We start from the raw sequence: 17,059 nt of genomic DNA on the forward strand, positions 1-17,059 counted from the left end.
CGTCGTCAGACTGGCTTGTCAGGTCGTCGCAGCAGCCGGGTGGTTGGTGCTGGCAGCGCGGTGGGGGCGTTCCTCGCGTTCGGCATGGCTCCGTTGGCTGCCGCACCGGCGGCGCATGCCGATTTTGAGGATGTGCTGGTGGACTTGCTCGGTCAGGGGCTGGGCGACGCGGTCGGCAATCTGGGCGCCAACTGGGGTGATCAGGCCGCGTGGGAGGTGGTCTTGGACCCGGCCAGCTGGACGGTTTTCTTTGATGGGCTCGGCAGTCAGGCCACCTGGGATGCGGTGCTGGCCGACCTGGATCTGAACGGCATCGGGGGGGCGGCTGATGCGACTCTGGCCGGGTCTGCCGCAGCGACCTTTAACTGGAGCGAGATCAACTGGCTGATGCCGTTCGGCGACGGTGCACCCGGGACGGCGGCGAATCCGGACGGTGGCGCCGGCGGGTGGATCTTCGGCAACGGCGGTGCGGGCTGGGATGCCGATGGCACGGGTACGAGCGTCAACCCCGACGACGGTGGTAACGGCGGTCAGGGCGGCCTGTTCGGCGGCAACGGCGGTGACGGTGGTGACGGCTACGACAGCGGCGATGGCGGCGACGGTGGCGCTGCCGGGCCCTTCTCCTGGTTCAGCCACGGTGGCGACGGCGGCAACGGGGGTAATGCCATCACCGCCGGCGGCGATGGTGGTGCCGGTGGTGCCGGTGGTGACGCTTCCCAGTGGGGTCTGTTCAGTACCGCCGGTGTCGGCGGTAACGGCGGTGCCGGTGCGATGGGGGTCGCCGGCACCGCTGGCAGCTTTGCCAACGGCGGTGATGGCAACGGCGGCAACGGCAAAGCCGGCGGCGCGGGTGGTAACGGCGGCGTCGGCGGTAAGGGCTCGACCTTCTTCGGCGCCGGCGGCAAGGGCGGCTCGGCCGGTGCCGGTGGTGAGGGCGGTACCGGTGGCGCGGGCGCCGCCGGCACGGACGCCACCGGGATCGCCGACGGCACCGATGGCGGCAACGGAGGCGCAGGCGGCGTTGGCGGTGACGCCGGCAAGGCCGGTGCGGGCGGTGCGGGCGGCTGGTTCGCCTCCGCGGGTGCCACGGGCTCGGGGGCTAACGCCGGAAACGGCGGTGTCGGTGGTGTCGGTGGCAACGGCGGGAACGCCAACGGTGAGACCGGGACAGCCGGTACAGACGCTCTCGCCGGCAGCGGCGCCGACGGCGGTGACGGCGGTGTCGGGGGTGACGGCGGCGTCGCTGGTGACGGCGGCATGGGCGGTGTCGGCGGTGAGGGTGGTACCTCCACCAACGGCACCTTGGCCGCTGCGGGTCTCGGTGGCCAGGGTGGCAACGGTGGCGATGCCAAGGGTGGTGCCGGTGGTGGCGGCGGCATGGGTGCCGGCGGCGGCAACAACGCGACCGCCGGGACCGGTGGCAACGGCGGTGCCGGTGGTGACGGCGGCACGGCCGGTAGTGGTGGTGCCGGCGGCGCGAACGGTGACAACAGTGGCACTGGCGCCAGCGGTGCGGATGGATCTTCCGCGGGTGGCGCGGGTGGTGCCGGTGGTCAGGGCGGCAAGGGCCAAGGCCTCTACGACGCGACTGGCAACGCTCAGGCCGGTGGCACCGGCGGCACCGGCGGTATGGGCGGTATGGGTTCGAGCGGCGACGCCAACGGTAATGGCGGCGCCGGTGGCGCCGGTGGTGACGGCGCCAGCGCCGGAACGGGTGGGACCGGCGGCAGCGGCGGTGATGGTGGCGCCGGTGCCCAGGGCGTCGCCGGCGGCCCGGGTTACGGCGGCGGTGGCGGCGGTGGTGGCGGCGGCGGCAGCGTCTTCGCCAACGGTGCAGCCACCGCGACCGGAACGGCCACCGGCGGTGACGGTGGTGCCGGTGGTGCCGGCAGCCTCACCGCGGCCGGTGGGCACGGCGGTACCGGCGGCCAAGGCACCGTCTCGGCTGTGGGTCTCGGCAGCGAGGCTGACGGTGATGCCACCGGCGGCAACGGCGGTGGCGGTGGCGCCGACGGCGGCACGGGCGGCAAGGGCGGGGACGCTTTGGTTGGGGCGAACCTGGGTGGCACCGTCACCGATGCCACGGCCGACGGCGGTGACGGCGGGTCCGGTACCAACGGCGGCCAGGGCGGTGCGGGCGGCTACTCGGAGGTCACCGCTGGCCTGCAAGGCGGCACCGGGGGCAGCGCGTCCGGTGCAGGAACCGGTGGTGCTGGCGGCAACGCGGACGGCGCCGGAAGCGTCGGCGGAAAGGGCGGCAGCGGAAACATTCAAGGTGGGTTTGTCAGGCCCGATATCGGCGGCAACGACGGGGCGGCCAGCGGGTTCGGAACCGGTGGCGATGGCGGCAACGCCGAAGGTGCCGGTAGCCACGGCGGCAACGGCGGCACTGGCAGTGTTGTTGCCGGCGGAAGCGGTGCGGTAGCCGACGGTTCCGGTATCGGCGGTAATGGCGGTGACGGTATCGGCGGTGGCACCGGCGGCATCGGCAGCAGCGGTCAGGTTGGCGCGTTTGCTGCTGGGGCCCATGCTGGCGGTACCGGCCAGAGCGGCAACGGTGGTGACGCCACGGGGGCCGGCAGCGTCGGTGGGGACGGCACCATCGGCAACATTCAGGCATTCGGCGTCAACAGCGACGCCAGCGGGACCGCCACCGGCGGTGACGGTGGTGCGGCCAGCAACGGTGGTCACGGTGGTACTGGCGGTCAGGGCAGGATCGTGACGAACGCGACCGGTAGTACGGCCACCGACAGTTCGGCGACGGGCGGCGATGGCGGCGACAGTGACGTCCTTGGCGTTCAAGGCGCTTTGGGTGGCCAAGGGTACGTCTTCGCCGGGACCTTCGGTGTTCCCGGTAGCGGAGGTGAGATCTCCGGTGCCACCGCCGTGGGCGGCAACGCAGCCGACGGTGGGGCCGGTGGCATTGCCAGCCAGGGTGGTATCGGGCAGGTTGAGGCGATCAACGGGACCATCGTCAACAGCTCCGCCGTCGGCAGCGACGGTGGTGGCGGTGGACTCGGTGGGTATGCCACGGTGAGCGCCACCAACGGCGGCTCCATAACCGATGGGCATGCGGTCGGCGGTCACAACGGCGCCACCGCGGTCGGCGGCTCGGCGACGGTGTCGGCCGACGGCGCCGGTAGCGCCGTCAACGGTGCCACTGCTACCGGGGGTAACGCCGGGGCCGGTGATGCCAACGGCGGCGTCGGCGGCAATGGCGGCAACGCCGATATCGAAGGGGTTCTGGGTGGCGTTGTCACCGGGAGCAGCGCATCGGGCGGCAACGGTGGCACCGGTACTGACGCCGGCGTCGGCGGCAACGGTGGCGAGAGCGGTGTCTATGCGGCCGGGGCAGGTACGACGGTCACCAACGCCGTCGCCACCGGCGGCGACGGCGGCGACGGCACCGACACCGGCGCCGGTGGTGACGGCGGCTCGGGCTGGGTCACCGGCGGGTACGACGGACTCACCTACCCCGACAACATCGTCCACGATGTCACCGCCGACGGCGGCGACGGCGGCGACGGCGACGGGATCGGCAGCACCGGCGGCGACGGCGGCAGTGCCCTTGTCCAAGGCGGAAACGGTGAAGCCATCAACGGCGGCAGTGCCACCGGCGGCCTCGGCGGCACCGGCACTGATGGCGGCGCCGGCGGCAACGGCGGTAACGCTCAGATCATCGCGATAGACCAGGCCACCGTCAACGACGGCGTCGCCCTCGGCGGCCTCGGTGGCGGCGCCACGAACGGCGCCACCGGCGGTAACGGTGGTCATGGCCAGGTCGTGTCCTGGAATGCCGGGGGCACCGCCACCGGTAGCGGTATCGGTGGTGACGGCGGCGCCGGCAACGGCGGCAACGGCGGTAACGGCGGCATCGGATCGGTACAGGGTCACGCGCCGGGAATCTCCGTGAGCGGGACCGCCACCGGCGGCGCCGGCGGCGACGGCGGCAGCAACGGCAGTGACGGCAGCCTCGGCGGCAACGGTGGCGACGGCGGCCGCGGCAACGTCCAATCGATCGGCATCGCAGGCTTGTCCATTGACGCCGATGGCACCGGCGGCGCCGGAGGTAACGGCGGCGACGGCGGCGTCGGCGCCGTCGGTGGCAGCGGCGGTGCCGGAGGCATCGGTAACGCGAGCGTCGGTGGCGACGGTGTCGGCGGCACCGGCGGTGATGGCGGCTCGGTCGGGGCCGTGGGTAACGGCGACGGAGGTGACGGTGGTGCTGGCGGCAATGGTGGTGACAGCGCCACCACCGGCGGCACCGGCGGTAATGGTCAGGATGGACAGGACGGCCAACCCAACGGCGTGAGCGGCGCCGACGGTCTCAACGGCACGAACAACCCCTGATTGGAAGGGCGCGATCACGTTTGGCGGCACCATCGGGGTAGTTGCGGTACGCAGCTAAAGCAGTGAGGCCGGCGGTGCCCCCGGGGTGACGATGCCGGCGCGGCAAGCGTCAGCGGGGTTGGTAACGGCGGCTTTCCGGTCGCGCATCTGCTGCGTCCCCGGAAGCCCATTTTCTAAGAATCATTGAAGTGTGCGATTAGCTGCAGACGACATTTATGGGCTCAGCGGGACTCCAAATTGCCTGCACAACCAGGCTACGGACCCTTTGATGTCCAACTGAGTGAACAAGGGTTGACTCTTGCGGAAGCACTGTTAACCTGTTTCCTGAGAAAGTGACTGTGTCGTCAATATGTACAGCTAAGGGGATAGTGCCGTGCCTCGTCGTCACCGGAGTGGCTCCAAAGGTCGTCGCAGCAGCCGGGTCATCGGCGCCGGCACCGCGGTCGGCGCGTTCCTCGCGTTCGGGATGTCCCCGCTGGGAGCGCCGGCGGTGCACGCCGACTTCGACGACGTGCTGGTCGATCTGCTCGGCCCGGGGCTGACGGACGCCTTCGCCGATCTCGGCGTCAACCTCGGTGACCAGGACGCCTGGCAGGTGGTCTTCGATCCGGTCAGCTGGACAGCATTCTTCGACGGGCTCGGTGAGCCGTCCACCTGGGATGCGATGCTGGCCGACCTCAACCTGAACGGCATCGGGTCCGCCGACTTCGACCTGCCGGGTTCGGCCGCATTCAGCTGGAACGAGATCAACTGGCTGATGCCGTTCGGTGACGGCACAGACGGCACGGCGACCAACCCCGACGGTGGCGCCGGCGGCTGGATCTTCGGCAACGGCGGCGCGGGCTGGGACGCCGACGGCACGGGTGCCAGCAACGACGGTGGCCACGGCGGCCAGGGTGGTCTGTTCGGCGGTGACGGCGGCGCCGGTGGCGACGGCTTCGACGGCGGTGACGGTGGTGCCGGTGGCGCCGCCGGCCTCTTCGCCTGGTTCAGCCATGGCGGCGCCGGCGGCAACGGTGGCGACGCGGTTACCGCGGGCGGTGATGGCGGGGCCGGCGGTATCGGTGGCGATGCCGCCCAGTGGGGCCTCTTCAGCACGGCCGGTGCCGGCGGTCACGGCGGTGACGGCGTGGTCGGTGCCGCCGGCCTGGCCGGCAGCTTCCTCGCCGGTGACGGCAACGGTGGCAACGGCGGCACCGGGGCCGCCGGTGGCAATGGTGGCCAGGGCGGTAAGGGCTCGGTCTTCTTCGGCGCCGGTGGTAAGGGCGGCGCGGCCGGGAGCGGTGGCGCGGGCGGCGCCGGGGGCGAGGGCGCCGACGGTGCCGACGGCACCGCGGGCAGCATTGACGGCACCAGCGGGGGCAACGGCGGCCAGGGAGGCAACGGCGGTGTCGCCGGCCAGGCTGGCGCGAGCGGCGCGGGCGGCTGGTTCGCCGCCAACGGCACCGCGGGCGCGGCGGGTACGCAGGGCGTCGGCGGGCTCGGCGGTAACGGCGGTACCGGTGGCGCGGGCGCCGACGGCGCGAACGGCTCCGACGGCACCGCGGCGGACCCCGACGGTACGGCCGGGCAGGCCGGTGGTCACGGTGGCGATGCCGGCCAGGCCGGCGCCGGTGGGCAGGGTGCCGGTGGTCAGGCCGACAGCGGTACGGCCGGCGCGGCCGGCAGGGGCGGCAACGGTGGTACCGGCGGCCAGGGCTATAACGCGGCCACCGACGCCACGGCGGCGGCCGGCACCGCGGGCGGCGACGGCGGTGCCGGGGGCGACGCGGGCCTGGGTGGTTTGCACGCCGACGGCACGACGCATGCGAGCGCGGGTGCTGCCGGCGTCGGCGGCAACGGTGGCGACGGCAAGGACGGTGCCGCGGGAGCCGCGGGCACGTCACCGGAGACCAAGGGCGGAGTGGGCCCCGACGGCACCGCCGGTGGCACCGGTGGCGCCGGCGGCAACGGCGGTCAGGGTGGTCTGGAAGCCGACGGCGCCCGTGCCGCGCAGGGCGACGGTGGCAATGGCGGTGCCGGCGGCAAGGGCGGCGCCGGCTATGACGCGCAGGCGGCCGGCGCCGGCGCGGGTGTCTCGGGCGGCAACGGTGGTGCCGGCGGCGATGGCGGTGTCGGTGGCACCGGATCGACTGCCGGTGCGCATGGTGCCGGCGGCGTCGGTGGCAAGGGCGGGTCGGGTACCGATGGTGCAGACGGCGGTGCCGGCTCCCAGGGTGATGCCGCCAACCCCGACGGCGGGGCCGGCGGTCATGGCGGCAATGGCGGTAACGCCGGCGTCGGCGGTGCCGGGGGTTCCTCGGGTAACGGGGTCTTCGCCAACAGCGGCGCCAGCGGTTCGGCCGGTAAGGGCGGCAACGGTGGCGTCGGCGGCGCCGGTTGGGATGCCGCTTCCGACATCGATGCGACGGCCGGTACCGCCGGCGGTAACGGCGGCGTCGGTGGTGACGCCGGCGTGGGCGGAGTGCAGGCCGACGGCAGTCGGGCGGCTTCCGGGACGGCCGGGGTCGGCGGTAACGGTGGCGACGGCAAGGACGGCGCCGACGGTGACAACGGCACGCAGCACAACCCCGACGGTGAGGCCGGTCAGGCCGGTGGCGCCGGCGGTAACGGTGGGCTGGGCGGCCTGAACGCCGACAACACCCGCGCCACCACCGGTGACGGCGGTGACGGTGGAGCCGGTGGTAAGGGCGGACACGGCTACGAGGGCTTGGACGGCGCCAGCTCGGGTGCGGCCGGTGAGCACGGCGGCAATGGTGGCGCCGGTGGCGCCGGTGGTGTCGGTGGTACCGGCACCAATGCGGGCGCGCACGGCGCCGGCGGTATCGGTGGTAACGGCGGCTCGGGTGGCGACGGTGCCGTCGGCGAGAACGGTATTGATGGCACGGCCAGCCGTGTCGACGGCACGGCCGGCCAGGCCGGTGGCGCCGGCGGCAATGCGGGCAAGGGCGGCGTCGGAGGCGCCAACGGCGACGGAACCACCGCCGCCGGCGGCCTCGATGGTTCGGCCGGCGTCGGTGGCAAGGGTGGTGCCGGTGGTAAGGGCTTCGACGGTGTCGACGGCACCGCAAGCCGGATCGACGGCGGCAACGGTGGGGCCGGCGGGGCCGGTGGTGACGGCGGCCTGGGCGGTTTGGAGACCGACGGCAACCGCGCCGCGCAGGGCGATGGCGGCGACGGTGGCGCCGGTGGCCGGGGTGGTCACGGCCAGACCGGGGCAGCCGGTGTTGGCGCGGGTGTCAGCGGTGCCAATGGCGGGGCCGGCGGCAACGGCGGCGTCGGCGGCGTCGCCGGTCAGGGCACGAATGACGGTAAGGCCGGCGCGGGCGGCGTCGGCGGTAACGGTGGCAACGGAGGCGCCGGTGCCGCGGGCTCGACCGGTGCCGACGGCACCGTCTCCCATGTCGATGGCACGGCTGGTGGTAACGGTGGCGCGGGCGGTAATGCCGGCAAGGCCGGTGCCGGTGGCGCCAATGGCGATGGCAGCGGTAAGGCCGCCGACGGCGCCGATGGAGTCGGCGGGGTCGGTGGCGCCGGCGGTCAGGGCGGCAAGGGCTTCCAGGGTGCCGACAGCACCACCGCCGGTGTGGCCGGCGGCAACGGCGGTTCTGGTGGCGCCGGTGGTAACGGCGGCCAGGGTGGCCTGAACGCCGACGGCACCACACGTGTCGCCGACGGTGTGGGCGGCAACGGCGGGGCCGGCGGGGCCGGCGGTAAGGGCTACACCGGCCAGGACGGTGCGAACGCGGACCAGGGGACAGGTGTCGGTGCTGTCGGCGGCGCGGGCGAGTCGGGCACCAATGGTGGTAACGGTGGCGCCGGTGGCGCGGGCGGCTCGGGCTCTACGCAGGGCCAGCAGGGCGTCGGCGGTGTCGGTGGCGCTGGTGGCTCCGGTGGTGACGGTGGCCGCGGTGGCGATGGTGCCCAGGGCAACGCCACGCACGTCGACGGCTATGACGCCGGCGCCGGGGGTGCCGGTGGTAACGCCGGCAAGGGCGGTATCGGGGGTGCGGGCTTTAATGGCCCGGCCGGAAACGGCGGCGATGGCACCGCCGGTATCGGCGGTGCCGGTGGCACCGGTGGCACCGGGTACGCGGGCGCCGAAGGTTCCTTGGGTGTCGACGGCGGCCACGGCGGCAACGGTGGTACCGGCGGGGACGGCGGGAAGGGCGGCCTCGAGGTCGACAACACGCGTGCCGCTGACGGCGATGGTGGTGACGGTGGCGCCGGTGGCCACGGTGGCGAGGGCTACACCGGCAAGTCCGGTGTCAACGCCGGTGACAGCGGTGAAAGCGGCACTGCGGGTGGCTTGGGTGGTGCCGGCGGCACTGGTGGTACCGGCAACGTCGGTGGCGCCGGCGGTGCTGGCGGCAACGCTGGCAACGGTGGTGACGGTGGCGACGGTGTCACCGGCGCCGACGGAGATTTCGTCACCGGCAACGGCGACGGCCAGGCTGGCGGTTCCGGTGGATCTGGTGGATCCGGTGGTAACGGCGGCCAGGGCGGCGTCGGTGGCACGTCGACCGGCGGGGGCCCGAACGGCGCCACCGGTGTCGGTGGTGACGCCGGAAACGGCGGCGATGCGGGCACGGCCGGTGACGGCGGCGACGGCGCGGGGGGTACGGCGGCCCAGGTCGACGGCGGCAACGGCGGCAACGGTGGCGAGGTCGGCTCGGCGGGTCAGGCCGGTACCGCGGGCACCGGTTCGATCGGCGGCAAGGCCGGCACCGACGGCGCGGAGATCACCGGCCCGGCCGGTAACGGTGGCGCCGGTGGCACCGGCTTCACCGGCGTCAATGCCGGTGGCGCCGGTGGCAACGGTGGTGCCGGCGGTGACGGCGGCAGCATCGGTAACGGTGGTGCCGGTGGTGACGGCGGTGACGGTGTGGCCGGCGACCGCGGCGATGACGGCGTCGGCGCCGGTGACTCGGGGACCGCGGGCCAGGCCGGTGGCGCCGGTGGTAACGGTGGTGCCGGCGGTAAGGGCGGTGCCCTCTCCGGTGACGGCGGTCAGGGTGGTGCCGGTGGCACCGGCGCCCGCGGCGGCGACGGCGGTAATGGTGTCGCCGGTGAAGACACCGTGCGTGGCGGCCCCGACAGCGATGGCCAGGACGGCGGCTCCGGTGGCGCGGGCGGCCATGGCGGTGCCGGCGGCAACGGCGGCGTCGGCGGTAGTGCCACCAACGGCACCGCTGGTACGACCGGTGTGGGTGGCGATGCCGGTGACGGCGGTAACGGTGGCCAGGGTGCGGACGGCGGCGCGGGCGCACAGGGTCGCGTGAGCACCGCGCCGGTCTTCACCGCCGGTGGCGATGGTGGCACCGGTGGCTCCGGCGGCGCCGGTGGATCCGGCGGTGTCGGAGGTTCGGGCAGCGTCGGTGGTGCCGGTGGCGACGCCGGTAGCGGCGGCGACGCCGGTAATGGTGGCACCGGCGGCAAGGGCGCTGACGGCGCGCTCGACGCGTACGGAGCCGCCGGCGTCGGCGGTAACGGTGGTGCCGGTGGTGCCGCCGGTCAGGGTGGCGCCGGTGGTGCCGGCGAAGGTGGACAGAACGGTGGTACCGGCGGTGCGGGCGCCAACGGTGGCCAGGGCGGTAACGGCGGCACCGGCGGCGACGGCACCAACGGTCACGTCGGCGCGGTCGGCGGTAACGGTGGCGCCGGCGGCGCGGCCGGTGCCGGTGGTGCTGCGGTCGATGGTGGCACGGCAGGTGTCGACGGCCACGGCGGCAATGGCGGCAATGGCGGTACCGGTGGGGAAGGCGACCACGGGGTCTACGGGGCCAATTCTGGGGCCAACGGGTCTGCCCCGACCGATGGCGGCCAGGGCCTCTCCGGTGGTGCCGGTGGTGCCGGTGGTGCCGGGGGTGCCGGCGTCAACGGCCAAAACGGTGGGTCCGGTGGTGACGGCGGCAACGGTGGCCGTGGTGGTGACGGTGGCTTCGGTGGCCGCGGTCTTAACGGCGCCGACGGCGCTGATGGTGGTCTCGGCGGCACCGGTGGTGCAGCGGGCGAAGCCGGCAAGGGCGTCGATGGCGGTGTGGACGGCATCCACGGCACGGGTGGTCGCGGCGGCGACGGCGGCTACGGCGGCGGCTCAAGCGGTGCCGCCAGCGGGCAGAGCGGCGCCAACCCGACCGTCGGCCAAGACGGCGGTAACGGTGGTAACGGCGGCAAGGGCGGTGACGGCGGTGTCGGCATCGGCGGGCAGAACGGCGGCGCCGGCGGTGACGGTGGCCGGGGCGGTTTCGCCGGCAACGGCGGTAGGGGCGGCAACGGCACTGGTGGCATCGACGGTGCTGCCGGCGGCAAGGCCGGAAACGGCGGTAATGGCGGCGACGCCGGCCGCGGTACCGATGGCGGGGCTAACGGCAACGGCGGCGTCGGCTACGAAGGTGGCATCGGCGGTGCCGGCGGCAACGGTGGAGCTGGCACCGTTGCTAACCCCGACGGTGGCAGCGGCGGCGCCGGTGGTGCCGGGGGTACCGGGGGTGTCGGCGGCCTGAACGGCGACGGGACCACCCGTGCCGGCAGTGGTGTCGGCGGCAACGGCGGTGTCGGCGGCAGCGGCGGTGCCGGCTTCAGCGGCGGCACCGGAGCCACCGCAGGTAATGGTGGCGACGGCGGTGACGGTGGCGAGGCCGGCGAAGCCGGTGGCGCCGACGCTGTCGGCGGTATCGGCGGCAACGGCGGGGCCGGCGGTAAAGGCGGAGCCGGCACTGGCGTCATTGGCGGAGAGTTCGCCCAGAACGGTGGCACCGGTGGTAGCGGCGGCTCCGGTGGCGGTGGTGGCACCACCGGCACCGCAGGAAACGGCGGCAACGGTGGTGCCGGCGGCAAGGGCTACGCCATCGGCAAGGGTGCAGTCGCGGGCGTAGGTGGCGACGGTGGTGCCGGTGCGATGGCTGACAGCAGCGGCCCGGGCCACGGCGGCGGCGGTGGCGGTGGCGGCGGTGGTGCGCGCGTCGCGGGCACCAACGGCGGCGTGGCTACCGGCACGGCTGTCGGTGGGGCAGGCGGCGCCGGTGCTGCTGGCACCACGACCGGGGCGGGCGGTCACGGTGGCACCGGTGGTGGCGCACTTATCCACGCCGACGGGTCGGGCAGCACCATCACCGATGGCACCGTCAACGGTGGCGACGGCGGCAGTGGTGGCCCCAACGGCGTCGTCGGCAACGACGGTGCCAGCAACTCGATGGTCGTCACCGCGGGTGGCTCGATCGAGAACACCACGGTGGAAAGCGGCCAAGACAGCGAAAACGCCCTCGGTGGCGGTGCTTCGCTGCTCATCACCAACGGCGGCAGCGTCGCCAACAGCACGGTGACCGGCGGCAATGCCGGTGACGGCTTCGACGGCGGCGCGGCGGCCATCGCTGTTGACGGCACCGACAGCAAGGTCATCAACGCCACGGTCACCGGCGGCAACGGCGGCGACGGTGGGGCTGGCGGCAGCGCCCACGTGAGCGCCACCGGCGGCGCCGTCATCGACACCGTCTCGGCGACCGGCGGCCACGGCAGCGACAGCGCCGCCGGTGGCGCGGCCACCATTACGGCCGACGGGACCGGTAGCACCGTCATGAACAGCGACGCCGTTGGCGGCAACGCCGGAACCGGCGACACCAGTGGCGGGACCGGCGGTGCGGGCGGCAATGCCGGCATCGAGGTGGCCAACGGCGCTTCGGTCAGCGGCGCCAGCGCCAGTGGTGGGACAGGTGGTGCGGGCACCGATGGTGGAGCTGGCGGCGCCGGAGGCGACGGCACCGTGCTGGCCACCGGCGATGGCAGCACGGTCACCGACTTCACCGCGCAGGGCGGGATCGGCGGCACAGGAACCAACAACGGCAGCGTCGCCGGCGCCGGCGGCGACGGTTTCGGTTACGCGAAGGGTGACGGCAGCACGGTTTCGGGTAGCGGCAGCGGCGGCGTCGGCGGTCAGGCCACCGGCGGTGGAACCGGCGGCACCGGGGCTGACGGCGTGGTGCAGGCATCGGACGTCGGCTCCCGCGCCGATGGCGACGCGACGGGCGGCGCGGGCGGCAAGGGCCTGGACGGCGGCACCGGCGGTGCCGGTGGCGACGGCTGGGTGAACGCCGGCGATGTTTCAGGCCCGGGTGTGGGCAGCATTGCCGAGGGGACCGCATTGGGGGGTGTCGGCGGTACCGGCACCGGCGTCGGCGGCACCGGTGGCGCCGGTTCATACGGTCAGATCGTCGGTTACCAGGGCGGCAAGGCCAGCGGCGACGCGTATGGCGGCGACGGTGGCGACGCCTCGGACGGCGGCACGGGCGGTGACGGCAACTACGGTGCTGTCCAGTCCGGTGGCAGCGGCAGCCTCGCCGAAGGCACCGCCACCGGCGGCGACGGTGGCCAGGCTCTGGAGGGCGGTGTCGGCGGTGACGGCGCGCGCGCCATTGTCGACGGCTGGGCCGGGGGCACCGCCAACGGCAGCGCCACCGGTGGTGACGGCGGGCAAGCCGGCAGCGGCGCCGACGGCGGTACGGGTGGCAACGGTGGCGAGGCCCGGGTGTACGGCGAGTTCGGCCAGGCCGGTCACGGCACGGCGATCGGTGGTAACGGTGGGGCCGGCGGCGCTGACACCGGTGGTGCCGGTGGGGATGGCGGCAAGGGCGGCGTGGCCACGGTCCGCAACGCTGATGTCGGCAGCACCGCTACCGGTGGTGTCGGCGGCGAGGGCGGGGCCGGCATGGCAGGTAACGCAGGCGGTAACGGCGGCACGGGTGGTAGCGGCACCGTGACCACATCGAGTGGCAGCGTTGGCGGGGATGCCTCCGGTGGTGCCGGTGGGGCCGGTGGCGGCGCCACGGCCACCGAGGTGGGCGCCAACGGCGGTAAGGGTGCCGGCGCACTCATCACGGCCGACGCGACGAGCAGCGCTTACGGTGCCGCCACCGGCGGTGCCGGGGCGGCCGGCGACACGTTCGGCAGCACCGCGGGCAATGGCGGTGCGGCGGATATCACCGCGACTGATGGCGCTGCGATCAATAACGCCATCGTGACTGGTGGTGCCGGCGGTGCGGGCACCGATGGTGGTGCCGGCGGCGCTGGCGGTGCTGCTACTGCCACGGCCGATGGGCAGGACAGCACAGTGACCGGCACGGCAACCGGCGGTACCGGCGGGTCCGGCAGCAACGCCGGCACCGGCGGTGCCGGCGGTGAGGGTGTCGTCAAGGCCGTCAACGGCGGTACGGCTATCGGCACCGGCGACGGCGCCACCGGAGGTAACGGTGGTGCCGGTATCGACGGCGGCAACGGTGGCGTCGGCGGCATCGGCTCGGTCAATGCCAACGGCGGCAGCGCCACGGGTGATGCGACCGGCGGTCAGGGCGGCTCCGGCGACGGCGCGGGCAGCACCGGTGGCGCCGGTGGCGAAGCCTGGGTGCAGTCCAACTACAACCAGTTGGGCGGCGGGACCGCCATCGGCACCGGCATCGGTGGGGCCGGCGGTAACGCCTCCAACGGTGGTGACGGCGGGGCCGGCGGCACCGGGATCGTGTTGGCCAACAGCGGCGGTAAGGCCGAGGGCGTCGGCACTGGCGGTGCCGGCGGTGAGGCCACGGCAGCGGACGCCAGCGGCGGTAATGGCGGTATGGGCCAGGTCGTCGCTGGTGGAAATGCCACCAGCTCGGCCAGCGGTGAGGCTACTGGCGGTGACGGCGGCGCCGGCCACGGCGGTAACGGCGGCAACGGTGAACGCGCCTTTGTCCAGGCCGTTCGGGGGTCTGCCAGTGGTACGGCGACTGGCGGTAGTGGCGGCGACGGCGCGGCCAATCATGCTGACGGGACCCGCGGTGGAAATGGCGGCAACGGTGGGTTCGCCAAGGTCGAGAGCATCGACAGCGGCTTGACCACCGGTAGTGCTACCGGCGGTGATGGCGGTGATGGTGGTGCCGGCGGCAGTGGTGCGGTCGGCGGCAAGGGTGGCCTCGGTGGTGACAGCCAGGTCGACAACGGCGCCACTGAGAGCTCCGCGACCGGTGGTGACGGAGGCACCGGCGGCGCAGGCGGTACCTACGTCGATAGCACTCACACCGGGGCTGGCGGCGCTGGCGGTGCCGGCGGTAAGGGCTTTGTCACCACCACCAACGGTGGCAGCACCGACGACGGCCACGCGGTCGGTGGTAACGGTGGCGCAGGCGGTGCTGGCGACAGTGCCGGTAATGCCGGCGGTGCGGGCGCTGCGGGTGCTACAGGCACCGTCACCGCCGATGGTGCGGGTAGTAGCGCTAGCGGTACCGCGACCGGCGGCAACGGCGGTAACGGTGGCAGCAACGGCGGCACCGGCGGGGCCGGTGGTGTCGGCGAGGTCAGCGCTAAGGCCGGTGGCTCAGCCACGGGAACCGGTGATGGCGCGATCGGTGGCAACGGCGGGGCCGGCGTCGATGGTGGCCAGGGCGGTGCCGGAGGTATCGGTTCGGTGAATGCCAACGGCGGCAGTGCAACTGGCACTGCGACCGGTGGCGAAGGCGGCAAGGCCACTGGTGCGGACAGCACCGGTGGCGCCGGTGGCGACGGCTGGGTGCAGTCGAACTACAACAACCTCGGCGGCGGCAACGCCAGCGGCACCGGCACCGGTGGTGCCGGTGGTGAGGCGGTCAACGGTGGCGACGGCGGCAAGGGCGGCATCGGAATTGTGCTGGCCAACAGTGGCGCCAAGGCCGACGGCACAGGCACTGGTGGTGCCGGTGGCGCCGCTGATACCGCAGGTGCTCTGGGTGGGGCCGGCGGCATGGGCCAGGTGGTTGCTGGTGGAAACCCGATCAGCGAAGCGACTGGCGCCGCGACCGGCGGCAACGGGGGCGACGCTCACGGCGGCAACGGTGGTGCCGGTGGTACCGCGTATGTGCAGGCCGCCACGAGCGCCGGCGGAACCGTGTCCGGGACCGCAACCGCCGGCAACGGTGGCGACGGCGGCACCGACGGCACGGACGGCACCGCCGGTGGCAACGGTGGTGCCGGCGGTGGCGCCAAGGTTGAGGGCTTGTTCGGCACCCACACCTCCAACGGCACCGCGCACGGCGGCGACGGCGGGAACGGTGGTGCCGGCGGCACCGGCGGTGCGGTCGGCGGTAACGGCGGCGCCGGTGGTGAGGGCAAGGTCGACAACGGCGCCACCGACAGCACGGCGACCGGTGGTGACGGTGGTGCCGGCGGCGAAGGCAGCACCGGCACCGGTGCCGGTGGCGCCGGCGGTGCCGGTGGCAAGGCCTTGGTTACCACCGCCAACGGCGGCAGCGTCAGCGAAGGCGAAGCCACCGGCGGCGACGGCGGTGCCGGCGGCGATGGCGACGCGAGCGGCAACGCCGGCGGAGCCGGCGCAGCCGGTGGTGCGGCCACCGTCACCGCCAACGGTGCTGACGGTGACAGCAAGGTCATCAACAGCTCCGCGACCGGCGGTGACGGCGGCGACGGGGGCAGCCGCGGCGCCACCGGCGGTGCTGGTGGTGCCGGTAGCTTCGTCGTCACCAATGGCGCTGAAATCACCGGCACCCACGTCACCGGTGGTGACGGCGGTAGCGGCGAGGACGGCGGCAAGGGTGGTATCGGCGGTGAGGCTGTCGCCAACGCGAATGGATCCGGCAGCACCATCACCGGCACCGCGAAGGGCGGAACCGGTGGGCTCGGCAACGCCGGTACCGGTGGCGCCGGCGGTGCGGGCTATCTGGTCGTCGACAACGCCGGCGGCACCATCGGCGGCAACGATCTCGAAGCGACCGCGATCGGCGGTGACGGTGGTGCCGGCAGCAACGGTGGCGCCGGCGGAAACGGCAGCTGGGGTGAGTTGGAGTCCCAAGGTGAGGGTGGGCTCTCGTACGGCACGGCCACCGGAGGTAGCGGCGGTGATGCCGACGGAACGGGGAGCAAGGGCGGCAACGGAGCAAGCGGCATCATCATCAGCGGCAGCCAATATGCCGGTTACGCGGGCGGGACCGCGCACGGCACGGTCGCCGGCGGTGACGGCGGTGACGCCAGTTCTGGTGGGCTCGGCGGCAACGGCGGCAAGGCCAGCATCATCGCCGGGGGCGACGGTGCCGAGGCCAGCGGATCGGCCACCGGTGTCACAGGTGGCGCGGGCATCAACGGCGGCAAGGGCGGCAGCGTCGTCTCCAACCAGTCGACGCAGATCACCGCGCTGGGTGACGGGGCCCAAGCCACCGGCAACACGGTGGCCGGCGGTACCGGCGGCATCGGTACCGACGGCGGCCAGGGTGGCGCAGCCGGTTACGTCCACGTCGGTGCGACCGGGCCGGGCGGACCGGGCAACCCCGAAAGTGCCGGCACCTACACCAGCGGTGTGCTCCAGGCCGGCAACGGCGGCAATGCCACCGGCACCGGCAACACCGGCGGTACCGGCCAGTCCCACGAGAAGATCACCCGCAATGGGGACACCACTGATGGGTTCAACTGGACTGGCACCAACGGCGCTGACAAGCCGTAAGCTCACCCCCCAACAACCGCCGCGGCCCGGTCTTTCGACCGGGCCGCGGTGGCGTTCTGGGTCGGCGCTCGCAGCGTCCGGTGACGCGGTGTCACTGGCGCTATCCGATCCGAGCACACCTACATGGTCGACCCGAGGTGCAGAAGTGGCAGAACGTGCGGGCGGGCCAACGATGCTGCCTTGGCCTGACTGGGCGTCGGCAACTGAGCTCAGCGCTAGCTGCCGACACCTCCGCAAATGCGGACCGTCAAC

The 17,059-nt window shown here is 73.7% G+C and carries 2 protein-coding genes; both read left to right on the forward strand.

All coding sequences use genetic code 11. The features are described from left to right. Positions 1–39 precede the first annotated feature (39 nt). Positions 40–4,350, forward strand: a complete 4,311-nt coding sequence (locus G6N23_RS22485) for a PE family protein (RefSeq protein WP_162291758.1) — start codon at positions 40–42, stop codon at positions 4,348–4,350. A 373-nt stretch (positions 4,351–4,723) separates the two neighbouring features. Further along, a complete protein-coding gene (locus tag G6N23_RS22490; RefSeq protein WP_157997554.1) occupies positions 4,724–16,807 on the forward strand; it encodes a beta strand repeat-containing protein in 12,084 nt (4,027 codons plus the stop codon). Positions 16,808–17,059 lie beyond the last annotated feature (252 nt).

Source organism: Mycolicibacter terrae (assembly GCF_010727125.1).
Taxonomy (GTDB): domain Bacteria; phylum Actinomycetota; class Actinomycetes; order Mycobacteriales; family Mycobacteriaceae; genus Mycobacterium; species Mycobacterium terrae.